The following is a 23,244-nucleotide window of genomic DNA, read 5'->3' as shown; positions in this document are numbered from 1 at the left end:
ACCGGCCCTATCGCCGGCAAGCCGGCTCCCACAGGTACAGCGCAAACCGTGAGATCAGCACAATCCCTGTGGGAGCCGGCTTGCCGGCGATAGGGCCCGCACAGTCACCCCTTCACACAAACCACCTGCCGCAGCGTGTGCACCACCTCCACCAGCTCCCGCTGCGCCCGCATCACCGCATCGATGTCCTTGTACGCCATGGGAATCTCATCGATCACTTCCTTGTCCTTGCGGCACTCCACATGCGCCGTCGCGCGCCGCTGGTCTTCCACGCTAAAGCGACTCTTGGCCTTGGTCCGGCTCATCACCCTGCCGGCACCGTGGCTGCACGAACAGAACGCCTCCTCATTCCCCAACCCCCGCACGATGAAGCTCTTGGCCCCCATCGAGCCGGGGATGATGCCCAGCTGCCCCTTCTGCGCCGACACCGCCCCTTTGCGCGTGACCAGCACCTCACGCCCGAAATGCTGCTCACGCTGCACGTAGTTGTGGTGGCAGTCGACCGCCTCCAGGCTGGCCTCGAAAGGCTTGCCCAGCACCTTGCGCGCCGCCGCGACCACCGCCCGCATCATCAGCTCGCGGTTATGCCGGGCGAAGTCCTGCGCCCATTCGACGGCCTGAACATAATCGGCGAAATGGCGGCTGCCCTCTTCGAAGTACGCCAGGTCCTTGTCCGGCAGGTTGGCCAGGTGCTGACGCATGTCTGCCTGGGCCAGTTCGATGAACAGGTTGCCGATGGCATTGCCGACACCTCGTGAGCCGCTGTGCAGCATGAACCACACCCGGTCGGCTTCATCCAGGCAGACTTCGATGAAGTGATTGCCGCCGCCCAGGGTGCCCAGATGATGGCGGTTGTTGGTTTTCTCCAGCCGGGGATACTTGTCGGTAATGGCTTTGAAGCGCCCGGCTAGCTGGCCCCAGGCCTTGTCCGCGCTGCCCGGCACATTGTCCCAGGCGCCCTGGTCGTGGCGGCCAAAGGTCTTGCCATGGGGCACGGCGTGTTCAATGGCTGTGCGCAGGCCGTGCAGATTGTCCGGCAGGTCGCGGGCATGCAGCGACGTCCGTGCGGCGATCATCCCGCAGCCGATATCGACGCCCACGGCCGCCGGGATGATCGCGCCCACAGTGGGGATCACGCTGCCGATGGTCGAACCCTTGCCCAGGTGCACGTCGGGCATCACCGCCAGGTGCTTGAAGATGAACGGCAGCTGCGCCGTGTTGAGCAGCTGGCGGCGCGCTTCGTCTTCGACCGGCACACCGTCGGTCCAGAGTTTGACCGGCTTGCCGCCGGCGGCTTGGAGAATGTCCATGGGGCTGTTCCAGTAAGGCCATGGCGCCATGATACCGCCGAAGGTCGTAGGCCGGCGGGTTGCCAGCGGGGTGGCACTGTGCGGTATGCTTGGCCGGTCTTCAGGGCGGGGTGAAAGTCCCCACCGGCGGTAAATCGAAAGATGAGCCCGCGAGCGCCCCGGCCATGCCGGGGGTCAGCAGATCTGGTGCGACTCCAGAGCCGACGGTCATAGTCCGGATGAAAGAAGGCGTCAGGCAGGGGCCATTCGGGCGCCCCTGCGCGCGCATTTTGTTCGCCCCGAGACGTTCATCGATCATTCACGAGGAGCGTTTCATGTCCACCCAGTACCACTCGCAATTCCCCAATGTGTCCGCCGCCATCGCCGCCTTCCAGGCCGGGCGCCCCGTGCTGCTGCTCGACGATGACGATCGCGAGGACGAAGCGGACATCGTGGCCGCCGCAGAAAACCTCTCGCTACAGACCATGGCCATGATGATCCGCGACTGCAGCGGCATCGTCTGCCTGTGCCTGGACGAGGCCACCGTCGATGCCCTGCAACTGGCGCCGATGGTGCAGAACAACCAGGCGCGGCATGGCACCGGCTTCACCGTGACCATCGAGGCTGCCGAGGGCGTGAGCACCGGCGTTTCGGCACAGGACCGCATCACCACCATCGAAGCGGCGTTGCGTTCGACTGCCGAACAGCGCCATATCGTCAGCCCGGGGCACGTGTTCCCGCTGCGCGCGCGCAATGGCGGGGTGCTGACCCGTCGTGGGCATACCGAAGGTTCGGTAGACCTGGCGCGCCTGGCGGGGTTGCGGCCGGCGGCAGTGCTGTGCGAGCTGATGAACCCGGACGGCAGCATGGCCCGGGGCGAGCAGGTGGCGGTGTATGCGCGGCAGTACAATTTGCCGGTGCTGACCATTGAAGAGCTGGCGCGGTATCGCGAGACGATGGTGGAACGGGAAGAAGCTGTTCTAGCCTGATGTACTGCCGGGGCCGCTTTGCGGCCCATTCGCCGGCAAGCCGGCTCCCACAGGTACAGCACAGGCATCCAGTATTGTGGGGTATCTGTGGGAGCCGGCTTGCCGGCGATGAGGCCAGTGAATCCACCCCCCAGAGCGCCTCAAGTTTGCTCCCCCCGCCCCGCTCTGCTAGTGTCGCGCCGTTCTGACCAGCCACCGAGACCCATCGCCATGGCCCGCAAAAAAGCCTCCATCGATTTCGAGCAATCCCTCGCCGACCTGCAAGCCCTGGTCGAGCGCCTGGAGAACGGCGAGTTGTCGCTGGAAGACTCGCTGGCCGCCTTCGAGCAAGGCATCGCCCTGACGCGCGATTGCCAGGGCGCCCTGGCCCAGGCCGAGCAAAAAGTGCAAATCCTCCTGGAGCGTGACGGCGAGCTTGCCGCGCAGCCCTTCGACGCGGAGCCAGAAGCATGATCAGTGCTTACCAGGCCAGCAGCCAGGCCCGTGTCGATGCCGCGCTCGAACCCCTGTTCGTCGCCCCCGCCAAAGAGCTGGAGCGGCTGTATGCCGCCATGCGCTACAGCGTCATGAATGGCGGCAAACGCGTACGCCCGCTGCTGGCCTACGCGGCCTGCGAAGCTTTGGGCGCACCGGCCGACCAGGCCAATGGCGCTGCCTGCGCGGTGGAGCTGATCCATGCCTATTCATTGGTGCATGACGACCTGCCGGCCATGGACGACGACGACCTGCGCCGTGGCCAGCCGACCACCCACAAGGCCTTCGACGAAGCCTGCGCGATCCTCGCCGGTGACGGCTTGCAAAGCCTGGCTTTCAGTGCCCTGCTGGACCCACGCCTGAGCCCGCAGTCCGAAGCCATCCGCCTGGCCATGGTCCAGGCCCTGGCCAAGGCCGCAGGCCCTGCCGGCATGGTCGGTGGCCAGGCCATCGACCTGGGTTCGGTGGGTTTGAAACTGGACCAGCAGGCCCTGGAATACATGCACCGGCACAAGACCGGTGCGCTGATCGAGGCCAGCGTGCGCCTCGGCGCCCTGGCCAGCGGCCGTGCCGAACAGCCGCAGCTGGATGCCCTGCAGACCTATGCCCAGGCAATCGGCCTGGCGTTCCAGGTGCAGGACGATATCCTCGACGTGGAAAGCGACACCGCGACCCTCGGCAAGCGCCAGGGTGCTGACGTCGCCCGTGACAAACCGACCTACCCGGCACTGCTCGGGCTGGAGGCGGCCAAGGCCTATGCGATCGAACTGCGCGACCAGGCGCTGTTCGCACTCGAAGGGTTTGGCGAAAACGCCGAGCCGCTGCGGGCGTTGGCTCGCTATATTGTCGAGCGGCGTCATTGATTGGGGCCGCTTTGCGGCCCATCGCCGGCAAGCCGGCTCCCACAGACAACAGAGAACCTGTGGGAGCCGGCTTGCCGGCGATGGGCTGCAAAGCAGCCCCATTCCCCCACCCGTCTGAATGGGCAGTATTTCCCACAATGGGGTAAACTGCCGCGTCTTAAACATCCATAACGACTCGCCTGATGCCCACGACGTTTCAAGAGATCCCCCGCGAACGCCCGGTCACGCCGTTGCTCGACCGCGCTGACACGCCCGCCGGCCTGCGCCGGTTGGCCGAAGCCGACCTGGAGACCCTGGCCGACGAATTGCGCCAGGAGTTGCTCTATACCGTTGGTCAGACCGGTGGGCATTTCGGCGCCGGCCTGGGCGTCATCGAGCTGACGATCGCCCTGCACTATGTGTTCGACACCCCGGACGACCGTCTGGTGTGGGACGTCGGCCACCAGGCCTATCCGCACAAGATCCTCACCGGCCGGCGCAACCGTATGCTGACCCTGCGCCAGAAGGACGGCATCGCCGCCTTCCCGCGCCGCAGCGAAAGCGAGTACGACACCTTTGGTGTCGGCCACTCCAGCACCTCGATCAGCGCCGCACTGGGCATGGCCATTGCCGCCCGGCTGCAGAACAGCGCACGCAAATCGATCGCGGTGATCGGCGACGGCGCGCTCACCGCCGGCATGGCCTTCGAGGCGTTGAACCACGCCCAGGAAGTCGATGCCGACATGCTGGTGATCCTCAACGACAACGACATGTCGATTTCGCGCAATGTCGGCGGCTTGTCCAATTACCTGGCCAAGATCCTCTCCAGTCGCACCTACTCGAGCATGCGCGAAGGCAGCAAGAAAGTGCTGTCGCGCCTGCCGGGTGCCTGGGAAATCGCTCGCCGCACCGAGGAATACGCCAAGGGCATGCTGGCCCCCGGCACCCTGTTCGAGGAACTGGGCTGGAACTACATCGGCCCGATCGATGGCCATGACCTGCCAACCATGATCGCCACCCTGCGCAACATGCGTGACCTCAAGGGCCCGCAGTTCCTGCACGTGGTGACCAAGAAGGGCAAGGGCTTCGCCCCGGCCGAGATCGACCCGATCGGTTACCACGCCATCACCAAGCTCGAACCTGCCGACAAGCCGGCCGCGCCGAAGCCGAAGAAAGCCAGCGGGCCGAAATACTCCGCGGTGTTCGGCCAGTGGCTGTGCGACATGGCCGCCGCCGACAATCGCCTGGTGGGCATCACCCCGGCGATGAAGGAAGGCTCCGACCTGGTCGCCTTCAGCGAACGCTTCCCGCAACGTTACTTCGACGTGGCGATCGCCGAGCAGCACGCCGTCACCCTCGCCGCGGGCATGGCCTGCGAAGGCAGCAAGCCGGTGGTGGCGATCTACTCGACCTTCCTGCAGCGCGCCTACGACCAGCTGATCCACGATGTGGCGGTGCAGAACCTCGACGTGCTGTTCGCCATCGACCGTGCCGGTCTGGTCGGCGAAGACGGCCCGACCCATGCCGGCAGCTACGACCTGTCGTACCTGCGCTGCATCCCCGGCATGCTGGTGATGACCCCGAGCGACGAAAACGAACTGCGCAAGATGCTCAGCACCGGCCACCTGTACAACGGCCCGGCGGCCGTGCGCTACCCGCGCGGTACCGGCCCTAACGCGCCGATCAGCGGCGATCTGGACCCGCTGGAAATTGGCAAGGGCGTGGTCCGTCGCCAGGGTGAAAAAGTCGCCCTGCTGGTGTTTGGCGTGCAGTTGGCCGAAGCCCTCGAAGTAGCCGAGCGCATCGACGCCACGGTGGTCGACATGCGTTTCGTCAAACCGCTGGATGAGGCCCTGGTGCTGGAACTGGCGGGCAGCCATGAGTTGCTGGTGACCATCGAAGAGAACGCCATCATGGGCGGTGCTGGCGCTGCCGTGGGCGAGTTCCTGGCCAGCCAGGCCGTGGTCAAGCCACTGCTGCACCTGGGCCTGCCGGACATCTACGTCGAGCACGCCAAGCCGGCGCAGATGCTGGCCGAGTGCGGGCTGGATGCTGCCGGGATCGAGGCTTCAGTAACGGCGCGCATGGCCAAGCTGGGCCTATAATACCCTATCGCCGGCAAGCCGGCTCCCACAGGTACACCACAGTCTTCGAAACTTGTGGTGTACCTGTGGGAGCCGGCTTGCCGGCGATTGCTTTGGAAGCCTCGATGAAGATCTCGACCTTTACCACCCTGCTCTGCCTACCTATCCCCCTGCTGGCCGCTGAACGCGATGACGCCCTGAAGCTCCCCGATGTGCTGATCAGCGCCAACCGCCAGGTCGAGTCACGCACCGCCACCAGCGCCGCCAACACCGTGTTCACCCGCAGCGACATCGACCGCCTGCAGCCCAGTAGCGTCACCGACCTGCTCACCCGAGTGCCGGGTGTACAGGTCGCACCCACCGGTGGCCGTGGCAGCCTGCCAGGGATCTTCATCCGTGGCACCAAGGCCGCCCAGAGCCTGGTGCTGGTCGATGGCGTGCGCATTGCCAATGCCACCTCCGGCGACAGCGGCCTGCAGTTTCTCGACATCGACCAGATCGAACGCGTCGAAGTGCTGCGCGGTTCGCGTTCGGCGATCTATGGCAGCGATGCCATCGGCGGGGTCATCCAGATTTTCACCCGCCGTGGCGATGGCCAGAACCTGCAGCCGCGCCTGCGCCTGGCAGCAGGCAGCAACCAGACGTTCCAACGCAGCCTGGGGCTTTCAGGCGGTAACGGCGCGACTCGCTTCAACCTCGGCGCGAGCCTTGATGAAACTGACGGCATCGACTCGACCGGGCCATCCTTTGCCAGCGACGGCGACCATGACGCCTATCGCAACAAGTCGTTCAACCTGAGCCTGAGCCATACCTTTGGCGAACGCTTTGAGGCGGGTCTGAACATGCTCGACAGCAGTGGCCGACACGAGTACGACGAGCCACGCGGATTCAGCCCGCAAGAGCCCTACTCGAACTTCTCCGTCAGCAGCATCGGCAGCTACCTGGATGCGCAGATCACCGAGGCGTGGAACACACGGTTCGAACTGGCCCACAGCGAGAACCGCGACGACAGCCGAGACAAGCTCAGCGATTCCAGCTTCCCCTTCAATACGTACCGCGACCAGGCCACCTGGCAGAACAACCTGACCCTGGATGAGCACAACAGCCTGCTGCTAGGTGGCGACTGGTACGAAGACCGTGTCCACGCCAGCACCGACTTCACCGAGGACAGCCGTTGGAATCGCGCGCTGTTCGCCCAGCACCGCTTTCATGGCGAACACTTCTCTACCGAGCTTGGTCTGCGCCACGACGAGAATCAGCAGTTCGGAGGGCAGACCACCTGGAGTGGCAGCCTGACGGTGCCGCTCAACGCGGCCAACGATGTACTGCTGTCGTACAGCGAAGGCTTCCGAGCGCCCACCTTCAACGATCTGTATTTCCCCGGCTACAACAACCCGGATCTCAAACCCGAGCACTCGAAGAGTTATGAGCTGCAATGGCGCAGCCAACTGAGCGAAAGCAGCAGGCTTGAAGCCTCGCTGTATCGCACGGACCTGCGTGACGCGATCGAGTACAGCGTGCAACCCGAGAATGTCGGGGCCGCCCGCATCAACGGCTTCGAAATGGCCCTTGACCAGGAATGGAACGGCTGGACGTCGCAATTGGGCCTGGCACTGATCGACCCGCGCAACCGCGACAACGGTCATACCCTCTCTCGCCGGGCACGGCGCACCGTGAGCCTGGACATCGACCGTCAGTTCGACCGTTTCGGCGTTGGCGCCAGCTGGCAGGCGGCAAGCAGCAGCTACAACGACGAAGCCAATACCGACCCGATCAGTGGTTACGGTGTGCTGGGCCTACGTGGAAGTTGGGCTGCAAGCGCTGAGCTGAAGTTCGACTTGAAGCTGGATAACCTGCTGGACAAACAGTACAGCCGCACCCACTACAGCTACCAGGGCAACAACTACGGCTACCGCGAAGAAGGCCGCACGGCGCTGTTCAGCGTCACCTGGACGCCGGCGCTCTAGCCGCTAGCAGCGCGCACAGGCGGGCGGTGGCTTCGATCATCTGCCCGCTGGGCCGCTCCAGCCCCTTGTCCGGCACCACCAGCAGGCGCTCGCCGGCCACGGCGCTCAGGCGCGGCCAGGCCTTCCAGCTGGCCAGTTGCGCCGAGTTGCCCGCAAGGATCACCTGCGGATCGCGCAACAACACCGATTCGACACTGACCTGCGGTGCCGGCAGGCTGAGGTCGGCAAAGATGTTGCGCGCACCGCACACTGCCAGGGCATCACTGACCACCTGCCCGCCACCCAAGGTGTACAGCGGCCGGTCCCACACCTGATAGAACACGCGCAGCGGCTCTGCCCGCCGATACTGCTGGCGCAATTGCCGCAATCGCTCGCCCAGGGCCGCCGCATGGCGACGCCCTTGCTCGGCGCGGCCGACCTGCACAGCAATCGCCTCGATCTGCGCGAGCAACTGGTCCAGGTCATGGGGTTCGGCGCTGTAGGTGGCGATGCCCAGGCGTTTGAGCTGGTCGCGCTGGGCCGGGGCCACGCTTGAAGGCCACAGCAGCAGTAGATCCGGCTTGAGGCTGAGCAGGCGCTCCATGTCCAACTGCCCCTGGCGCCCCACCGAAGGCAGGTCGGCCAGCGCCGCCGGCCGTTCGCCACCGTCGAGCACGCCAACCAACAGGTCGTCGGCCTGCAGTTCGAGCATGATTTCAGTCATGGAAGGGGCAAGGCTGATGACCCGCAACGGCTCACCGGCCTGGGCGCTGCTGGCCAGCAATGCCAGCAGCCAGAAGAGTACGCGCATCAGCCCAGTTGACGCGGGATGCGGTAGAGGTAGAGCAGCACGACGGTGGACAGCGCCAGCAAGACCTGCGGCACGGCTTCGAGCCCCACCAGCACCGACAGCGCGGCGACCCACGCGGGGAAGCAGGCGAACAGCATGGCCATGCGCCGCACACGCGCCAACTCGATCCAGGCGGCCGGCTCTTCAGCCGTGCCCAGTACCTTGGAGGTGGCGATCAAGGCACGCTTGTAGGCGCCAAAGCGCGGCAGACTGAGGAACATGGTCGCCGCACCGGCGATGAACAGCGGCATGGCCAGCACCGAGACCAGGGCATCGCCGCCACCGAAGGCCCAGGCCATGACCGGCAACGGCACCAGGCCGACCGCCAGGTATTGCCACCAGGCCAGGGCCAGGCGCCGCTTCACCTCGCCACGGGTCACGCCTGGGGCACCTCGCCCTGGTGTTCGCTACCCAGCATGTGGCCAAGCTTGTCGGCCTTGGTCGCCAGGTAATAGCGGTTGTGGGGGTTGTGACCGGTGTGCAGCGGAACGCGCTCGGCGACATTGATGTTCATGTCGGTGAGTGCTTTGACCTTGCGCGGATTGTTGGTCATCAGGCGCAGCGACTTCACACCCAGGTGTTCGAGCATCGGCAGGCACATGGCGTAGTCGCGCTGGTCGGCAGCAAAGCCCAGGCGCTCGTTGGCTTCGACGGTGTCGGCGCCACCGTCCTGCAGTTCGTAGGCGCGAATCTTGTTCAGCAGGCCGATGCCGCGGCCTTCCTGGCGCAGGTACAAGAGCACGCCACGGCCTTCACGGGCGATGGCCTGCAAGGCGGCTTCCAGCTGCGAACCGCAGTCGCACCGCTGGCTGAACAGGGCATCGCCAGTCAGGCACTCGGAGTGCAGACGCCCCAGCACCGGCTCACCGTCGGCAATATCACCCAGGCTGAGCACTACGTGCTCACGGCCAGTGGCTTCGTCGAGAAAGCCATGCATGGTGAAAGTCGCGAAGGGGGTCGGGAGTTTAGAGGCGGCAACAAAGACGACGGGCACGTTGTGCTCCTGGATAAGTAGGAAATTTCTCGTGAAGCGATTGTATCAGCAGGTTGGGGCCTGTGCGCTCGTTGAATACCGTGGCATAAGATCGAAAAGTTCGATGCTTAGGTTGACTGCACGGGCCCTATCGCCGGCAAGCCGGCTCCCACAGGGTTAGCGCTGGCCTTGAGAGCAGCGCTGAACCTGTGGGTTTAGCGCTGGCCTTGAGAGCAGCGCTGAACCTGTGGGTTTAGCGCTGGCATTGAGAGCGGCGCTGAACCAGTGGGTTTAGCGCTGGTCTTGAGAGCGGCGCTGAACTGTGGGAGCCGGCTTGCCGGCGATGGGCCGCGCAGCGACCCCAGTTATTGCGGCTTGCTGTCCGGAGTGAACGGATACGGCTGCTTCCAGTGCTCGAAAATCGGCTTCAACTCGCCACTGCGTACCAGTTCGGCCATGCGCCTGTCGAACAGGTCAAGCAAAGCCCTGCCCTGTTCATTGCGGGCAAAGGCCAGGTACAACGGCAACTCGGCTACATGTGTACGGCGAAAACGCTCAGGTTGCGAGCTCTGCCCCAGTACATAATCCACTTCGGTCTGCGCATCGATGTAGAAGTCCACACGGTCATGTTCGAGCATCGGCAGGATGCCTTCGCGACGCTGGATCTCACGGAACGTGTGCACATTGGGCAAATAGCTGGCGTAGTCATAACCGCGCACCCAGGCCAGGCGATAGCTGCCGACCGTGTCATGGCTCGGCACCGGCTTGCTGGCAAGCCCCAGGGCATAGATATGATCCATGTCGAAGTGCCAGCGCGGGTAAAGGTTGTCGTCGGTCTCTTCCTTGTACGAGCCAACCCAGGCATCCGCCTCGCCACGCTTCACCAGCCCGATCGCGCGACTGTACGGCATGGTCTGGGTGACCACCTTGACCCCAGCCGGCTCGAACACCTTGCGCAGTACATCCCAGGCCACGCCTGTTCCATCGGCATTGGTGTAGTCGAGCCACTCTTCACTGACCAGGTGGATCTGTTTCGGCACCTCTTCGGCTGCCACCACCCAGGACGCAAACGTAAGCAGCATTGCCAGCAGCACAGTCCTTATGGCCATCGAAGCACTCCCTGTTGTCAGCCCACCGCCCATACCAGAAGCTGCATGCCCAGCCAGGCGAAGACGCCAGCCAGGATATCGTCGAGCATGATGCCGACTCCGCCATGCACATGACGATCGATCCAGCGGATCGGCCATGGCTTGAGGATGTCGAAGAAGCGGAACATCAGGAACCCTGCCAGGATCCACTGCCACCCTTCAGGCACCAGCCATAGGGTGATCCACATGCCGACCATCTCGTCCCAGACAATGCCTTCATGATCGTGCACGCGCAAGTCATTGGCGACTTTGCCGCACAGCCAGAAGCCGAACAACATGGTGACGCCCAGCAGCAACCAGTAGCCCCAGTCCGGCAACATCTGCCACAACGGGATGAACGGGATGGCCACCATCGAACCCCAGGTGCCCGGGGCCTTGGGAAGGGTGCCGGAGCCGAAGCCGAAGGCAATGAAATGCCAGGGGTTGCGCCAGACCGATGGCGGAACGAACTCCGCAGGCACCTGGTTGGGGTGGTCGGTCACGGTGTCTCCCTAAAGTGTTGATAGCCCCGTTGGACGGGGGTGATGTCCAGGCCCTGCGGGTCACGCAGCGTCACCCCGTGGCCTTCGAGCACGCGGCCGACGACATGCACCTCGACGTCTGCCAGCGCCGCGAGCGACTCGGGGGGCAAGGTGAATGCCAGCACATAGTCATCGCCGCCAGTAAGCGCCGCCTGCACGGCGGCTTCGCGGCCGAGAAAGGCCTCTAGAACTGGAGACACTGGCACCTGCGCCAGGTTCACCTCAAGCGCGACACCGGACGCCTTGGCGATATGCCCGCAGTCCGCGAGCAGGCCGTCAGAGATGTCCAGGGCCGCCGTAGCCAGGCCGCGCAAGCGTTGGCCGAGGCCGAGCTGGGGCTGCGGTGACCAGTAGTGCGCCAGCAGCGGCTCTGCCAGTTCGGCAGGCGCATCGCGCTCACCGAGCACCAGTGGCAGTGCACCCGCCGCCTTGCCCAGCGAACCACCCACACACAGCAGGTCGCCCGGACGGGCACCGCTGCGGCGCAGGGCCTGGCCAGCCGGCACGCGGCCGAACACAGTGACGGTGATGCTCAACGGACCCCGGGTGGTGTCGCCGCCAATCAGGCTGATACGACAACGCTGGGCCATGTGGCTGAGGCCGGCGGCGTAGGCTTCGAGCCAGTCCGGGCCGACCCCAGGCAGGGTCAGGGCAAGGGTGAAGCCGATGGCCTCGGCGCCCATGGCCGCCAGGTCGCTGACCGCCACGGCCAATGAGCGCTGGCCAAGCAGGCGAGGGTCGCAGACAGCGGGAAAATGCACGCCGGCAACCAGGGTGTCGGTCGACACCGCCAGCTGCTCGCCGGGGGGAAGGTCCAGCAGGGCACAGTCGTCGCCGATCCCCAACACCACGCCCTCGCCGCCCTGCGCACAGGGCGCGGCGGCGAAGTAATGGTTGATCAGCTCGAACTCACCCATGGCCAGGCAGCGCCAGGATCAGCGCTTGTTCGCCTTGACTTCTGCTTCGCGCAGCGAAGGCGCGAGCTTGTCCAGCACGCCGTTGACGAACTTGTGGCCGTCGGTGGCGCCGAAGACCTTGGCCAGTTCCACGCCTTCGTTGATCACCACGCGGTACGGTACGTCGACGCGCTTGATGAACTCCCAGGTGGACAGACGCAGCACGGCCAGCTCGACGGGGTCGAGCTCTTCCAGTGCGATGGTCATGCAAGGCACCAGCGCCTTGTCGATTTCGCTCTTGATCGCCGGAACCCCATGCAGGATTTCGCGGAAGTAGGCGCCGTCGACATCGGTGAAATCGTTATCGACCCGGAACTGCGCTTCGATCTCGTTCAGCGAATGCTGTGCCATGTGCCACTGATACAACGCCTGGGTCGCGAGCTTGCGGGCTTCGCGGCGCTTGGCGCTCTTCGATGGCTTGCCGGCATCCGCAGGTTTTGGATCGCGCGGGTTGAAACGATCGCTTTCGTCGCTAATCACTTGGCCTCCAACTGCGCCAGCAGGCTGACCATTTCCAGAGCGGACAGGGCAGCTTCAGCACCTTTGTTGCCGGCCTTGGTGCCGGAACGCTCGATGGCTTGCTCGATGGAGTCGACGGTCAGAACACCGAAGGCCACCGGCACACCGAACTCCATGGACACCTGGGCCAGGCCCTTGGTGCATTCGCCCGCCACGTATTCAAAGTGCGGGGTACCGCCACGGATCACTGCGCCCAGGGCGATGATCGCGTCGTATTCGCCTTGCTGGGCGACTTTCTGTGCCACCAGCGGGATTTCGAACGCGCCCGGGGCACGGATGATGGTGATGTCGCTTTCGCTGACACCGTGGCGTACCAGGGCATCAACGGCACCGCTTACCAGGCTTTCTACGACGAAGCTGTTGAAGCGGCCAACCACCAAAGCATAGCGACCTTTGGGGGCGATGAAGGTACCTTCGATGGTCTTCAGGGTCATTCCGATATTCTCATATTCAAGAGCGAGGCCGCGCACGGCGGCCTCGACAGGGTCTGGACTCGAGTTGCAGGGCGTCAATGCCGCCTCAAGTCACTCGGAGGGCACGTATTCTACAACTTCCAGATCGAATCCGGATATCGCATTGAACTTCATCGGCGAACTCATCAGGCGCATCTTGCGCACGCCGAGGTCACGCAGGATCTGCGAACCGGCACCGACGGTGCTGTAGGTGGTCGGCGCCTTGGCCTGACCGTCGCCAGCGCTTTCGCGGATGTGCGCCAGCAGCACGTCACCCTCCAGCGGGTGGCCGAGCAGCAGTACCACGCCGCTGCCGGCCTCGGCCACGGCGCTCATGGCGGCGCGCAGGCTCCAGCGACCCGCCTGCTTGACCATCAGCAGGTCGCGCAGTGGGTCCATGTTGTGCACACGTACCAGGGTTGGCTCTTCAGCGCAGATCTTGCCCAGGGTCAGGGCCATGTGCACGTCGCCCTCCACCGAATCGCGGTAGGTGACCAGGTTGAACTGGCCCAGCTCGCTCTCGATCGGCTGCTCGGACACGCGCTGCACGGTGCGCTCGTGGATCATGCGGTAGTGGATCAGGTCGGCGATGGTGCCGATCTTCAGGCCGTGCTCGGCAGCGAACACTTCCAGCTCGGCACGGCGCGACATGGTGCCGTCGTCGTTCATCACTTCGCAGATCACGCCGCTCGGCTCGAAGCCGGCCATGCGCGCCAGGTCGCAGGCAGCTTCGGTGTGGCCGGCGCGGGCCAGCGTACCGCCGGGCTGGGCCATCAGCGGGAAGATGTGGCCTGGGCTGACGATGTCCTCGGCCTTGGCATCCTTGGCGGCGGCAGCCTGCACGGTACGTGCGCGGTCGGCGGCGGAGATGCCGGTGGTGACGCCTTCGGCGGCTTCGATGGACACGGTGAACTTGGTGCCGAAGCCCGAACCGTTGCGGGGTGCCATCAGCGGCAGCTTGAGCGTTTCGCAGCGCTCGCGGGTCATCGGCATGCAGATCAGGCCACGGGCGTGCTTGGCCATGAAGTTGATGTGCTCAGGCAGGCAGCACTCGGCCGCCATGATGATGTCGCCTTCGTTCTCGCGGTCTTCGTCATCCATGAGGATGACCATTTTGCCCTGGCGGATGTCTTCGACCAGTTCTTCGATGCTGTTGAGCGCCACGCGGCACCCCCTTCTCAATCAGGATTTCAAGAAGCCGTTGGCGGCCAGGAAGCTTTCGGTGATGCCACTGCCCTTGCTCGGTTCGGCCGCCTTGTCACCCAGCAGCAAGCGCTCCAGGTAACGGGCCAGCAGGTCGACCTCAAGGTTCACCCGACGTCCTGCGCGGTAGTCGGCCATGATGGTTTCGGACAGGGTGTGCGGGACAATGGTCAGCTCGAACTCAGCCCCATTGACCTCATTGACCGTCAGGCTGGTGCCGTCGACGGTGATCGACCCCTTGTGGGCGATGTACTTGGCCAGCTCCTTGGGCGCACGCACGCGGAACTGGATGGCGCGGGCGTTATCGCTGCGCGAGATGATTTCGCCGACACCGTCGACGTGGCCGCTGACCAGGTGGCCGCCCAGGCGGGTGGTCGGGGTCAGGGCCTTTTCCAGATTGACCTTGCTGCCGCTCTTGAGGTCGATGAAGGCGGTGCGCTTGAGGGTCTCGACACTGACGTCGGCCCAGAAACCATCGCCCGGCAGCTCGACGGCGGTCAGGCATACGCCGTTGACGGCGATGCTGTCGCCGAGCTTGACGTCACCCAGGTCGAGCTTGCCGGTTTCGACGTACACACGCACGTCACCGCCCTTCGGGGTCAGGCTGCGGATGGTGCCGATGGATTCGATGATGCCGGTGAACATGGGGTCTTCCTCAAGAACGGGTTGCGCGGGGCAAGCCCGGCATTATACGCCGGGCGCCGGCAGAGGGATGGCCGTGACCCGCCAGTCATCGCCCACTGCGCGCATTTCAGTGATTTTCAGTCGGGGTGCTTCGCTCATCGTGCTCAATGGCCAGTCCAGCAGCGGGCGGGCCTGGGAGCCGAGGAAGGTGCCGGCGACGAACAGTTGGTACTCGTCGATCAAGCCGTGTTGGGCGAAGGCACCGACCAGGCCGGCACCGGCCTCCAGCAGGATTTCGTTGACGCCGCGCGCTGCCAGCACCTGCATCAGGGCCTGTAGATCGACGTGGCCGTTGCTGCCTGGCAGGTTCAGCAGTTCGTGGCCAGCCTCGGCATAGCGAGGGTCATCGCCCATGGCGGTCACCACCAGGGCGGGCCCCGCCTGGAAGAACGGCGCATCCAGCGGCAAACGCAGGTGGCCGTCGATCAGCACACGCAGTGGTGTCCGGCTCAAGGCCAGCGCGGTGGTTTCCTCATCCAGCCCCAGTTCGGCACCGCGTACGGTCATCCGTGCGTTATCGGCCAGCACGCTGGCGGCGCTGGTCAGCACCAGGCTGGAGCGGGCCCGCAGACGCTGTACCGCAGACCGCGCCGCAGGGCCGGTAATCCACTGGCTTTCGCCACTGGCCATGGCCGTGCGACCGTCCAGGCTCATGGCCAGCTTGGCGCGCACGAACGGCAGGCCGCGCTCCATGCGCTTGAGGAAACCGGGGTTCAGTGCGCGGGCCTCGGCCTCGAGCACACCGCTTGCCACTTCGATGCCAGCATCAGCCAGCCGTCGCAGGCCTTGGCCGGCGACTTGGGGATTGGGGTCTTGCATGGCGGCCACCACACGCGCCACACCGGCCTTGACCAGCGCTTCGGCACACGGCGGGGTACGGCCATGGTGGCTGCACGGCTCCAGGGTCACGTAGGCACAGGCGCCGCGTGCAAGGTCACCGGCCTGGCGCAGCGCATGCACCTCGGCATGCGGCTCGCCGGCACGCACATGCCAGCCCTCGCCGACGACCTCGCCATCGCGAACGATCACGCAACCCACGCGCGGGTTGGGGTGGGTGGTGTACACACCCTTGCGCGCCAGCTCCAGGGCACGGGCCATGTAATGGGCGTCGAGGATCGCGGTCTGGCTCGGCATGTTCACTCTTTAGCTGGCTCGCGGGCCAGGCGGTCGATTTCTTCGCGGAATTCGTCGAGGTCCTGGAAGCGCCGGTACACCGAAGCGAAACGGATGTAGGCCACTTCATCGAGCTTGCGCAGTTCGGCCATCACCAACTCGCCGACGACCAGTGACTTGACCTCACGTTCGCCGGTCGCCCGCAGCCGGCTCTTGATGTGCGCCAGCGCCGCTTCCAGGCGCTCGACACTGACCGGGCGCTTCTCCAGCGCGCGCTGCATGCCGGCACGCAGCTTTTCTTCATCGAAGGGCTGGCGCGTGCCGTCCTGCTTGATCAGCCGCGGCAGCACCAGCTCGGCGGTTTCGAAGGTGGTGAAACGCTCGCCGCAAGCCACGCACTCGCGACGGCGGCGCACTTGCTCGCCCTCGGCGACCAGGCGCGAGTCGATGACCTTGGTGTCGTTGGCACCGCAAAAGGGACAGTGCATGGTGGCAGGCAACAAAAAAAGGGAGGGCCATGGTAGCGCATTGCACTCGCAAGACAAGCCAAAGGGGTTAACATCCATGCAATTCTGCCCGTGAAGGACTCCCCTATGCATTTTCGCGCGCTCGCCGTGCTGTGCTGCACCGCCCTTCTCGCTGCCTGCGGCAGCGACCGACCCAACACCGAACAAGCGCCCGTAGCAGCACCTTCCAAGGTGGCGAAAAAGGCGCAGCCACTCGGTCCATTGCCGGTCTACCAGCGTGAACTGAGCGGCACCTTGCTGAACATTCCGGCCGGTGCCGATGTGGAGCTGGCCCTGCTGGTCATCGACGAGCGCGACCGGCCGCAGCAGTTGCTGGCCAGCAGCTCCCTGACCGGCACCGGCCAGGACCTGCCCTACCAACTGCGTTTCAATCCCGAGGCATTCCCCGCCGGCGCCCGGGTCGAACTGCGCGGCCGCGCCAGCAGCTCGGGCCAGTTGATCATGCACCTGCCGCCGGTGCGCATCGTTCAGGCGCAAAACCAGGCCACCGGCCCGCTGCGCTTCGAGAAGGCGCCGTAAGTGGCGCCGCTGGCACTGCAGCAGGCCCTCGGCAGCCTGATCGGCGAAGCCCGTCTGGTCGTCAGCGAACTGCCCGAGTGCGAGCTCAAGCTCTGGCTCATCGACGACCAGAACATGGACCGCGCCTTCAGCAGCGAAGAAACCCGGCGCATTCTCGAAGAGCCGCCCTACTGGAGCTTTTGCTGGGCCAGCGGCCTGGCCATGGCCCGCTACCTGGCCGCACACCCCGAGTGGGTGGCCGGCAAGCGCGTCCTGGACTTTGGCGCGGGCTCCGGCATCGCCGGCATTGCCGCTGCCCGTGCCGGTGCTGTGGAAGTGGTGGCGTGCGACCTCGACCCGCTGGCACTCGACGCCTGCCGCGCCAATGCCCTGCTGAACGGGGTGGAGCTGGGTTACAGCAGCGACTTCTTCGCCGAAGACGACCGCTTCGACCTGATCCTGGTTGCCGATGTGCTGTACGACCGCGCCAACCTGCCGCTGCTCGATGCCTTCCTCGGCCGCGGTCGCCAGGCCCTGGTGGCCGACTCACGGGTACGCGACTTCAGCCACCCGCTCTACCAGCAGCTGGGCGTGCTCGAAGCACTGACCCTGCCGGACCTGGCCGAACCACACGAATTCCGCCGGGTCAGCCTGTACCACGCCAGCCGCGGCGCCTTATAGTGATGCCATACACGAGTTTGCGAGAGTCGCGATGACCCAAGACACGCCTTACATTTTCGACGCTACCGATGCCACCTTCCAGCAGCTGGTGATCGAGAACTCCTTCCACAAGCCGGTGCTGGTGGACTTCTGGGCCGAGTGGTGCGCCCCCTGCAAGGCATTGATGCCGTTGCTGGCGAAAATCGCCGAGGGTTACCAGGGCGAGTTGCTGCTGGCCAAGATCAACTGCGACGTCGAGCAACAAGTGGTTGCCCAGTTCGGTATTCGCAGCCTGCCGACCGTGGTGTTGTTCAAGGACGGCCAGCCGGTCGACGGCTTTGCCGGTGCGCAGCCGGAGTCGGCGATCCGCGCCATGCTCGAGCCGCATGTGCAAATGCCTGCCGCCCCCGCCGCATCGCCGCTGGAGCAGGCCAAGGCGCTGTTCGCCGAGAGCCGTTTCGCCGAAGCGGAAGCCGCGCTGCAGCAGTTGCTGAGCGAGGACAACAGCAATGCCGAAGCGCTGATCCTGTATGCCCGCTGCCTGGCCGAGCGCAATGAGTTGAGCGAGGCCCAGGTGGTGCTGGACGCGGTCAAGACCGACGAACACAAGGCCGCCCTGGCCGGTGCCAAGGCCCAGTTGACCTTCCTGCGCCAGGCCGCCAGCCTGCCGGAAGTCGCCGAACTGAAGAGCCGCCTGGCGCAGAACCCGCAGGATGATGAAGCGGCGTACCAGCTGAGCATTCAGCAACTGGCGCGTCAGCAGTACGAAGCGGCGCTGGATGGGTTGCTGAAGCTGTTCCAGCGTAACCGTGGGTACGCTGACGGGCTGCCGCAGAAGGCGATGCTGCAGGTGTTCGAACTGCTCGGAGGCGATCATCCGCTGGTAAGCGTGTACCGTCGCAAGCTGTCGTCGGCCATGTTCTGAAATCGCTGGGGCCGCTTCGCGCCCCTTTCGCGACACAAGGCCGCTCCTACAGATGATCGCGTAGCCTGTAGGAGCGGCCTTGTGTCGCGAAAGGGGCGCGAAGCGGCCCCCAAAATACTGAAACCCTCACCCCACCCAGTGATAAACCGGCGCATCCACACCACTTTCCACCTTCACCTCGCTGCTGTGCCGCAACCGCACCAGCAGCCGCTTGCCTGCTGCCGTACTGCCCGTCAGCCCTTCCAGCCGGTCGAGCAATTGCGGCCCATCCATTCGCCCTGCCTGGCGCAGCACTTCGCGCGCGGCCTGCCATTGCCCGTCATCCTGGCGCGGCGCCGCTGCGGTAATCGTCGATACAGCCTCACCAACCACCGGCACCTCGATCTGCCGCCCCAACTGCGCCCACTCCGCCGGCTCCAGCTCGATGGTCAGGTCCACCGGCCAGTCACCAATCTGTCCACGAATTCTCACGATGCGTTCCTTGAAGCCAGTTCGATACCCTCATGCTACAGCAACATGAAACCTGCGCCAGGCAGGCTGGCGAGGCAGAGAAAAATTGTTATAACATTACCAAATCCCTACCAGCCCGCCCTGGAGTCGTCCATGCGTCGCCTGCTGCTCGCCCTGCCTTTCGCCCTGCTGCCCTTCGCCGTGGCCCACGCCCACGATGACCACGACCACGGCACCCTCGGCGCCCACGAACATGGCGTGGCCAAGCTCAACGCCGTGCTCGACGGCAGTACCCTGGAACTGGAACTGGACAGCCCGGCGATGAACCTGGTCGGCTTCGAACATGCTGCCCACAGCGATGCCGACAAGGCCAAGGTGGCCGCCGTGCGCCAGCAGCTCGAACAGCCGCTGACGCTGTTTGGCCTGGCTGCAGCCGCCGGCTGCAAGGAAGACGCCCAGGTGCTGGAAAGCCCGCTGTTCGGTGACCCCGCAAAAGCCGACGACGACGGCGATGAACACGAACACGGCCATCAGCACAGCGATATCGGCGCTCATTATCAGTTGAACTGCGCAGCGCCCGCGAAACTCACCCAGATCGACCTCGCACCGCTGTTCAAGGCCTTCCCGGCTACCCAGAAGATCAACGTGCAACTGATTGGCCCGAACGGCCAGAAAGGCGCGGAAACCTCGCCGGGCAACGCCGTGGTCACTTTCTGAATGAGCCAGCCGTTGATCGAACTGCATGACCTGGTGTTCGCCTGGCCAGGCCAGGCGCCGCTGCTGGATATCCCGGCGCTCCGCCTGGAGGCGGGCGAGGCCTTGTTCCTCAAAGGCCCCAGTGGCAGCGGCAAGACCACGCTGCTGGGGCTGCTCGGCGGTGTGAACCTTCCGGGCCAGGGCCGCATCCAGCTGCTCGGCCATGACCTGGGCGCAATGGGGCAAGGGGCGCGTGACCGCTTCCGGGTCGACCATACCGGCTACATCTTCCAGCAGTTCAACCTGCTGCCATTCCTGTCGGTGCGCGAGAACGTCGAGCTGCCCTGCCGCTTCTCGCGCAGCCGCGCCGAGCGTGCACGGCAACGGCATGGCAGTGTCGACCAGGCCGCCAGCGTACTGCTCGCGCACCTTGGCCTGGATGACCCGTTTCTGCTCGCACGGCGCGCCGGCAGCCTGTCGATCGGCCAGCAGCAGCGCGTTGCCGCAGCCCGCGCACTGATCGGCCAGCCGGAACTGGTCATCGCCGACGAACCGACCTCGGCGCTGGATGCCGATACCCGTGAAGCGTTCATCCACCTGCTGTTCGCCGAATGCCGGGCGGCCGGTTCCAGCCTGCTGTTCGTCAGCCATGACCAGAGCCTCGCGCCCCTGTTCGACCGTCATCTGTCCCTGGCCGAGCTCAACCGCGCGGCCAAGCCCCAGGAGGCCTGATGTACCTGCTTCGCCTTGCCCTGGCCAGCCTGGCCAACCGCCGCTTCACCGCCCTGCTCACCGCGTTCGCCATCGCCCTGTCGGTGTGTCTGCTGCTGGCCGTCGAGCGTGTGCGCACCGAAGCCCGCGCCAGCTTCGCCAGCACCATCAGCGGCACCGACCTGATCGTTGGCGCCCGCTCGGGCTCGGTCAATTTGCTGCTGTATTCGGTGTTCCGCATCGGCAACGCCACCAACAACATCCGTTGGGACAGCTTCCAACACTATGCCCAGGACCCTCGGGTGAAATGGGCGATCCCGATTTCACTGGGCGACTCGCACCGCGGCTACCGGGTAATGGGCACCACCGGCGACTACTTCAGCCATTACCAGTACGGCCGCCGGCAGCACCTGGCGCTGAGCCAAGGTCGCGCCTTTGCCGACGACCCGTTCGAAGTGGTGCTCGGCGCCGAAGTCGCCGACGCGCTGCATTACAAGCTGGGCGACAAGCTGGTCCTGGCCCATGGCGTGGCCGCGATCAGCCTGGTCAAGCACGACGACAAACCATTCACCGTGGTCGGTGTGCTGGAGCGCACCGGCACGCCGGTCGACCGTACCTTGCATATCGGCCTGGCGGGGATGGAAGCCATCCACATCGACTGGCACAACGGAGTGCCGGCCCGTGGCGCTGGGCGCATCAGCGCCGAGCAGGCGCGGAGCATGGACTTGCAACCTGCCGCCATCACGGCATTCATGCTCGGCCTGAACAGCAAGATCGCCACGTTCAGCGTGCAGCGCGAGATCAACGAGTACCGCAGCGAGCCGTTACTGGCGATCCTGCCTGGGGTGGCGCTGCAGGAGCTGTGGAGCCTGATGGGCACCGCCGAGCAGGCGCTGTTCGTGGTTTCGCTGTTCGTGGTACTGACGGGGTTGATCGGGATGCTCACGGCCATTCTCACCAGCCTCAACGAGCGCCGCCGGGAGATGGCGATCTTGCGCTCGGTAGGGGCTCGCCCTTGGCATATTGCCGGGTTGCTGGTGCTCGAAGCGCTGGCGCTGGCCGTGGCGGGCATCGCGGCGGGGCTTGGGCTGTTGTATGCGGGGATCGCCCTGGCGCAGGGTTATCTGCAGGCCAACTATGGCCTGTACCTGCCACTGGCCTGGCCTAGCGCGCATGAATGGACGTTGCTGGCCATCATCCTCGGCGCCGCCTTGCTGATGGGCAGTGTGCCGGCCTGGCGGGCGTATCGGCAGTCGCTGGCCGATGGCTTGTCGATCCACCTCTGAGGGCTGACCATGACCGACAAACTCACTGGCCTCATCGCCGGCAAGCCGGCTCCCACAGGGGGCGTTGGCGCGGCCCATGTGGGAGCCGGCTTGCCGGCGATGAGGCCGGTCCAGGCACTGCAAGGCCTCCTGTTACTGATGCTTTTGCTACTGGCCCTGCCGCTCTGGGCAGCTGCTCCCCGCGAGCTCGACTGGCCCGCGCTGATCCCCGAAGGCGCCCCCGTCATCCCGCCGCAACTCACCCCCCTGCACGACATGTCGCAGTTGAGCGACGCCCTGTCCGCCGAATCAGCGCCTGCCGCGCACCAGCAAGCGCCCGACGCCCCGGTGGTCAAGGACCTGGACGGCCAGCAAATCAAGCTGCCCGGCTACATCGTGCCGCTGGAAGTCAGCGAAGAAGGCCGTACCACCGAATTTCTCCTGGTGCCCTACTACGGCGCGTGCATCCATGTACCGCCCCCCCCTGCCAACCAGATCGTGCACATCTTCAGCGAAATGGGCGTGCGCGTCGAAGACCTCTACCAGCCCTACTGGATCGAAGGGAAGCTGCAAGTTAGAGCCTCCCGCAGCGAACTGGCCGACGCCGGATACCAGATGGAAGCGGAAAAAATTTACGCTTATGTGCTTAAGTGAGAACTGTTTCGAATTCGTGAGTACGCTTCTTTGAGCTGGGTCAAACTTTCTGTTCAACCGGCTCCGTAATATTGGACTACTTCAATTAATAACGTCCTCTGGGAGCTTCCATGAACAAGTCTTTGCTCGGTGCCTCGCTCGCGGCCCTTGCGCTCGTCGCCCCTGTCGCCCACGCCCACAAGGCGGGGGACATGATCCTGCGCGCGGGCGCCATCACCACTGCACCGAACGAGAACAGCGGCGATCTGAAGTTCGATGGCAGCAAGGTGTCGGGCACCAAGGCTACTCTGGACAGCGACACCCAGTTGGGCCTGACCTTCGCCTACATGCTCACCGACCACGTCGGCATCGAGCTGCTGGCCGCCACACCGTTCCAGCATGAAGTAGGGGTCAAGGGCCTGGGCGGCGGGCTGGATGGCAAGCTGGCCGACGTCAAGCAACTGCCACCGACCCTGTCCCTGCAGTACTACCCGATGGACCCGGGCTCGCGGTTCCAGCCGTATGCCGGCATCGGTATCAACTACACCCTGTTCTTCGACGAAGACCTGACCAGCGAACGCAAGCAGCAAGGCTTCAGCAACCTCGAACTGCAAGACTCGGTGGGTATCTCCGGCCAGCTGGGCATGGACTACATGCTGACCGACAACATACTGATCAACGCCTCGGTCTGGTACGTCGACATCGACACCAAAGCCAGCGTCGACGGCCCGACCGCACTGGGCTACAGCAAGACCAAGGTCAATGTGGATGTAGACCCATGGGTCTACATGGTGGGGCTTGGCTACAAGTTCTGACCGTTTAAGCGCAGGGCGGCT

At 64.9% G+C, this 23,244-nt stretch carries 27 protein-coding genes and 1 riboswitch; of the genes, 13 read left to right on the top strand and 14 right to left on the bottom strand.

Annotation, left to right across the window (positions count from 1 at the left end; all coding sequences use genetic code 11):
• Positions 1-104: 104 nt before the first annotated feature.
• Positions 105-1,310, bottom strand: coding sequence for an RtcB family protein (locus tag ACIPZB_RS25420; protein WP_400643221.1), 1,206 nt, complete (start codon positions 1,308-1,310; stop codon positions 105-107).
• Between the two features lie 92 nt (positions 1,311-1,402).
• Positions 1,403-1,544: riboswitch (FMN riboswitch) on the top strand.
• An 80-nt stretch (positions 1,545-1,624) separates the two neighbouring features.
• Here ACIPZB_RS25420 and ribB point away from each other — a divergent pair.
• The 5 genes from ribB to ACIPZB_RS25395 all read left to right on the top strand — a co-directional run bounded on the left by ribB (position 1,625) and on the right by ACIPZB_RS25395 (position 7,645).
• Positions 1,625-2,278, top strand: a complete 654-nt coding sequence (ribB, locus tag ACIPZB_RS25415) for a 3,4-dihydroxy-2-butanone-4-phosphate synthase (protein ID WP_400643220.1) — start codon at positions 1,625-1,627, stop codon at positions 2,276-2,278.
• A gap of 210 nt (positions 2,279-2,488) precedes the next feature.
• On the top strand, positions 2,489-2,731 hold the full coding sequence (locus ACIPZB_RS25410; protein WP_008092375.1) for an exodeoxyribonuclease VII small subunit: 243 nt from the start codon (positions 2,489-2,491) through the stop codon (positions 2,729-2,731).
• On the top strand, positions 2,728-3,615 hold the full coding sequence (gene ispA / locus ACIPZB_RS25405; RefSeq protein ID WP_400643219.1) for a (2E,6E)-farnesyl diphosphate synthase: 888 nt from the start codon (positions 2,728-2,730) through the stop codon (positions 3,613-3,615). Before ACIPZB_RS25410 ends, ispA begins: the two co-directional genes overlap by 4 nt.
• Before the next feature lie 182 nt (positions 3,616-3,797).
• A complete protein-coding gene (gene dxs / locus ACIPZB_RS25400) occupies positions 3,798-5,699 on the top strand; it encodes a 1-deoxy-D-xylulose-5-phosphate synthase (protein ID WP_400643218.1) in 1,902 nt (633 codons plus the stop codon).
• A 104-nt stretch (positions 5,700-5,803) separates the two neighbouring features.
• Positions 5,804-7,645, top strand: a complete 1,842-nt coding sequence (locus ACIPZB_RS25395; protein WP_400643217.1) for a TonB-dependent receptor plug domain-containing protein — start codon at positions 5,804-5,806, stop codon at positions 7,643-7,645.
• Here the strand turns inward: ACIPZB_RS25395 and ACIPZB_RS25390 are convergent.
• From ACIPZB_RS25390 to nrdR, 12 genes are all read right to left on the bottom strand, one after another.
• Positions 7,623-8,435 carry a cobalamin-binding protein gene (locus ACIPZB_RS25390; RefSeq protein WP_400643216.1) on the bottom strand — a complete coding sequence of 271 codons (813 nt, stop codon included), beginning with the start codon at positions 8,433-8,435 and terminating at the stop codon, positions 7,623-7,625. The genes ACIPZB_RS25395 and ACIPZB_RS25390 overlap by 23 nt on opposite strands.
• Positions 8,435-8,854, bottom strand: a complete 420-nt coding sequence (locus ACIPZB_RS25385; RefSeq protein WP_400643215.1) for an MFS transporter — start codon at positions 8,852-8,854, stop codon at positions 8,435-8,437. Before ACIPZB_RS25385 ends, ACIPZB_RS25390 begins: the two co-directional genes overlap by 1 nt.
• Entirely contained in the window at positions 8,851-9,468 is a 618-nt protein-coding gene (gene ribA, locus ACIPZB_RS25380; RefSeq protein ID WP_008092366.1) for a GTP cyclohydrolase II, read from the bottom strand. Before ribA ends, ACIPZB_RS25385 begins: the two co-directional genes overlap by 4 nt.
• A gap of 344 nt (positions 9,469-9,812) precedes the next feature.
• A complete protein-coding gene (locus ACIPZB_RS25375; protein ID WP_400643214.1) occupies positions 9,813-10,556 on the bottom strand; it encodes a substrate-binding periplasmic protein in 744 nt (247 codons plus the stop codon).
• Between the two features lie 17 nt (positions 10,557-10,573).
• Positions 10,574-11,077: a phosphatidylglycerophosphatase A gene (locus tag ACIPZB_RS25370; protein ID WP_008092362.1), complete on the bottom strand. Its 504-nt coding sequence runs from the start codon at positions 11,075-11,077 to the stop codon at positions 10,574-10,576.
• Positions 11,074-12,033, bottom strand: a complete 960-nt coding sequence (gene thiL, locus ACIPZB_RS25365; RefSeq protein ID WP_400643213.1) for a thiamine-phosphate kinase — start codon at positions 12,031-12,033, stop codon at positions 11,074-11,076. The genes ACIPZB_RS25370 and thiL overlap by 4 nt, the downstream gene beginning before the upstream one ends.
• A gap of 18 nt (positions 12,034-12,051) precedes the next feature.
• Positions 12,052-12,552 (bottom strand): transcription antitermination factor NusB, encoded by a 501-nt coding sequence (gene nusB / locus ACIPZB_RS25360; protein ID WP_008092358.1) that lies wholly within the window; start codon positions 12,550-12,552, stop codon positions 12,052-12,054.
• Positions 12,549-13,025 carry a 6,7-dimethyl-8-ribityllumazine synthase gene (ribE, locus tag ACIPZB_RS25355; protein ID WP_008092356.1) on the bottom strand — a complete coding sequence of 159 codons (477 nt, stop codon included), beginning with the start codon at positions 13,023-13,025 and terminating at the stop codon, positions 12,549-12,551. The genes nusB and ribE overlap by 4 nt, the downstream gene beginning before the upstream one ends.
• A gap of 90 nt (positions 13,026-13,115) precedes the next feature.
• The gene (ribBA, locus tag ACIPZB_RS25350; protein WP_400643212.1) at positions 13,116-14,207 is read right to left on the bottom strand and encodes a bifunctional 3,4-dihydroxy-2-butanone-4-phosphate synthase/GTP cyclohydrolase II; all 1,092 of its coding nucleotides are present in this window, start codon (positions 14,205-14,207) and stop codon (positions 13,116-13,118) included.
• A gap of 18 nt (positions 14,208-14,225) precedes the next feature.
• A complete protein-coding gene (locus ACIPZB_RS25345; RefSeq protein ID WP_003255399.1) occupies positions 14,226-14,891 on the bottom strand; it encodes a riboflavin synthase in 666 nt (221 codons plus the stop codon).
• Positions 14,892-14,933: 42 nt separating this feature from the next.
• Positions 14,934-16,064, bottom strand: coding sequence for a bifunctional diaminohydroxyphosphoribosylaminopyrimidine deaminase/5-amino-6-(5-phosphoribosylamino)uracil reductase RibD (ribD, locus tag ACIPZB_RS25340; protein ID WP_400643211.1), 1,131 nt, complete (start codon positions 16,062-16,064; stop codon positions 14,934-14,936).
• 2 nt (positions 16,065-16,066) lie between these two features.
• On the bottom strand, positions 16,067-16,531 hold the full coding sequence (nrdR, locus tag ACIPZB_RS25335) for a transcriptional regulator NrdR (protein ID WP_008092351.1): 465 nt from the start codon (positions 16,529-16,531) through the stop codon (positions 16,067-16,069).
• A 105-nt stretch (positions 16,532-16,636) separates the two neighbouring features.
• On the opposite strand from nrdR, the gene ACIPZB_RS25330 reads away from it, so the two are divergent.
• Genes ACIPZB_RS25330 through trxA form a run of 3 tightly spaced genes read left to right on the top strand, consistent with a single transcriptional unit; the run spans position 16,637 to position 18,653 of the window.
• A complete protein-coding gene (locus ACIPZB_RS25330) occupies positions 16,637-17,089 on the top strand; it encodes a YbaY family lipoprotein (protein WP_008092349.1) in 453 nt (150 codons plus the stop codon).
• Complete coding sequence (locus tag ACIPZB_RS25325) at positions 17,090-17,749, top strand: class I SAM-dependent methyltransferase (RefSeq protein ID WP_400643210.1); 660 nt, start codon at positions 17,090-17,092, stop codon at positions 17,747-17,749. It abuts the gene before it with no gap.
• A 31-nt stretch (positions 17,750-17,780) separates the two neighbouring features.
• Positions 17,781-18,653, top strand: a complete 873-nt coding sequence (trxA, locus tag ACIPZB_RS25320) for a thioredoxin (RefSeq protein ID WP_400643209.1) — start codon at positions 17,781-17,783, stop codon at positions 18,651-18,653.
• 126 nt (positions 18,654-18,779) lie between these two features.
• On the opposite strand, the gene ACIPZB_RS25315 is transcribed toward trxA, so the two are convergent.
• Positions 18,780-19,124, bottom strand: a complete 345-nt coding sequence (locus ACIPZB_RS25315; RefSeq protein WP_400643208.1) for a hypothetical protein — start codon at positions 19,122-19,124, stop codon at positions 18,780-18,782.
• Positions 19,125-19,256: 132 nt separating this feature from the next.
• Here ACIPZB_RS25315 and ACIPZB_RS25310 point away from each other — a divergent pair, with 132 nt between their 5' ends.
• The 5 genes from ACIPZB_RS25310 (at position 19,257) to ACIPZB_RS25290 (ending at position 23,223) form a co-directional block, all read left to right on the top strand.
• Positions 19,257-19,820 (top strand): DUF2796 domain-containing protein, encoded by a 564-nt coding sequence (locus ACIPZB_RS25310; protein WP_400643207.1) that lies wholly within the window; start codon positions 19,257-19,259, stop codon positions 19,818-19,820.
• Positions 19,821-20,531 carry an ATP-binding cassette domain-containing protein gene (locus tag ACIPZB_RS25305; protein WP_400643206.1) on the top strand — a complete coding sequence of 237 codons (711 nt, stop codon included), beginning with the start codon at positions 19,821-19,823 and terminating at the stop codon, positions 20,529-20,531.
• Entirely contained in the window at positions 20,531-21,796 is a 1,266-nt protein-coding gene (locus ACIPZB_RS25300; RefSeq protein ID WP_400643205.1) for an ABC transporter permease, read from the top strand. Before ACIPZB_RS25305 ends, ACIPZB_RS25300 begins: the two co-directional genes overlap by 1 nt.
• A gap of 99 nt (positions 21,797-21,895) precedes the next feature.
• Positions 21,896-22,429 (top strand): DUF3299 domain-containing protein, encoded by a 534-nt coding sequence (locus tag ACIPZB_RS25295; RefSeq protein ID WP_400643251.1) that lies wholly within the window; start codon positions 21,896-21,898, stop codon positions 22,427-22,429.
• A 110-nt stretch (positions 22,430-22,539) separates the two neighbouring features.
• Positions 22,540-23,223, top strand: a complete 684-nt coding sequence (locus ACIPZB_RS25290; protein ID WP_400643204.1) for an OmpW family protein — start codon at positions 22,540-22,542, stop codon at positions 23,221-23,223.
• Positions 23,224-23,244: the final 21 nt, after the last annotated feature.

The sequence above is a fragment of the Pseudomonas sp. NPDC089396 genome (assembly GCF_044749545.1).
Lineage (GTDB): Bacteria > Pseudomonadota > Gammaproteobacteria > Pseudomonadales > Pseudomonadaceae > Aquipseudomonas.
The sequence above is the reverse complement of the archived record's forward strand: the minus strand, read 5'-3'. Positions and strand labels throughout refer to the sequence as shown.

Bases quoted from the DNA above. Each gene is read 5' to 3' on its own strand.
- trxA (WP_400643209.1), top strand. From the start codon at position 17,781: ATGACCCAAGACACGCCTTACATTTTCGACGCTACCGATGCCACCTTC.
- ACIPZB_RS25290 (WP_400643204.1), top strand. From the start codon at position 22,540: ATGAACAAGTCTTTGCTCGGTGCCTCGCTCGCGGCCCTTGCGCTCGTC.
- ACIPZB_RS25330 (WP_008092349.1), top strand. From the start codon at position 16,637: ATGCATTTTCGCGCGCTCGCCGTGCTGTGCTGCACCGCCCTTCTCGCT.
- ribB (WP_400643220.1), top strand. From the start codon at position 1,625: ATGTCCACCCAGTACCACTCGCAATTCCCCAATGTGTCCGCCGCCATC.
- ACIPZB_RS25395 (WP_400643217.1), top strand. From the start codon at position 5,804: ATGAAGATCTCGACCTTTACCACCCTGCTCTGCCTACCTATCCCCCTG.
- ACIPZB_RS25390 (WP_400643216.1), bottom strand. From the start codon at position 8,435: ATGCGCGTACTCTTCTGGCTGCTGGCATTGCTGGCCAGCAGCGCCCAG.
- ACIPZB_RS25295 (WP_400643251.1), top strand. From the start codon at position 21,896: ATGAGGCCGGTCCAGGCACTGCAAGGCCTCCTGTTACTGATGCTTTTG.
- ispA (WP_400643219.1), top strand. From the start codon at position 2,728: ATGATCAGTGCTTACCAGGCCAGCAGCCAGGCCCGTGTCGATGCCGCG.
- ribE (WP_008092356.1), bottom strand. From the start codon at position 13,025: ATGACCCTGAAGACCATCGAAGGTACCTTCATCGCCCCCAAAGGTCGC.
- ACIPZB_RS25305 (WP_400643206.1), top strand. From the start codon at position 19,821: ATGAGCCAGCCGTTGATCGAACTGCATGACCTGGTGTTCGCCTGGCCA.
- ribD (WP_400643211.1), bottom strand. From the start codon at position 16,064: ATGCCGAGCCAGACCGCGATCCTCGACGCCCATTACATGGCCCGTGCC.
- nrdR (WP_008092351.1), bottom strand. From the start codon at position 16,531: ATGCACTGTCCCTTTTGCGGTGCCAACGACACCAAGGTCATCGACTCG.
- ACIPZB_RS25410 (WP_008092375.1), top strand. From the start codon at position 2,489: ATGGCCCGCAAAAAAGCCTCCATCGATTTCGAGCAATCCCTCGCCGAC.
- ACIPZB_RS25300 (WP_400643205.1), top strand. From the start codon at position 20,531: ATGTACCTGCTTCGCCTTGCCCTGGCCAGCCTGGCCAACCGCCGCTTC.
- thiL (WP_400643213.1), bottom strand. From the start codon at position 12,033: ATGGGTGAGTTCGAGCTGATCAACCATTACTTCGCCGCCGCGCCCTGT.
- ACIPZB_RS25420 (WP_400643221.1), bottom strand. From the start codon at position 1,310: ATGGACATTCTCCAAGCCGCCGGCGGCAAGCCGGTCAAACTCTGGACC.
- ACIPZB_RS25345 (WP_003255399.1), bottom strand. From the start codon at position 14,891: ATGTTCACCGGCATCATCGAATCCATCGGCACCATCCGCAGCCTGACC.
- ACIPZB_RS25310 (WP_400643207.1), top strand. From the start codon at position 19,257: ATGCGTCGCCTGCTGCTCGCCCTGCCTTTCGCCCTGCTGCCCTTCGCC.
- dxs (WP_400643218.1), top strand. From the start codon at position 3,798: ATGCCCACGACGTTTCAAGAGATCCCCCGCGAACGCCCGGTCACGCCG.
- ACIPZB_RS25375 (WP_400643214.1), bottom strand. From the start codon at position 10,556: ATGGCCATAAGGACTGTGCTGCTGGCAATGCTGCTTACGTTTGCGTCC.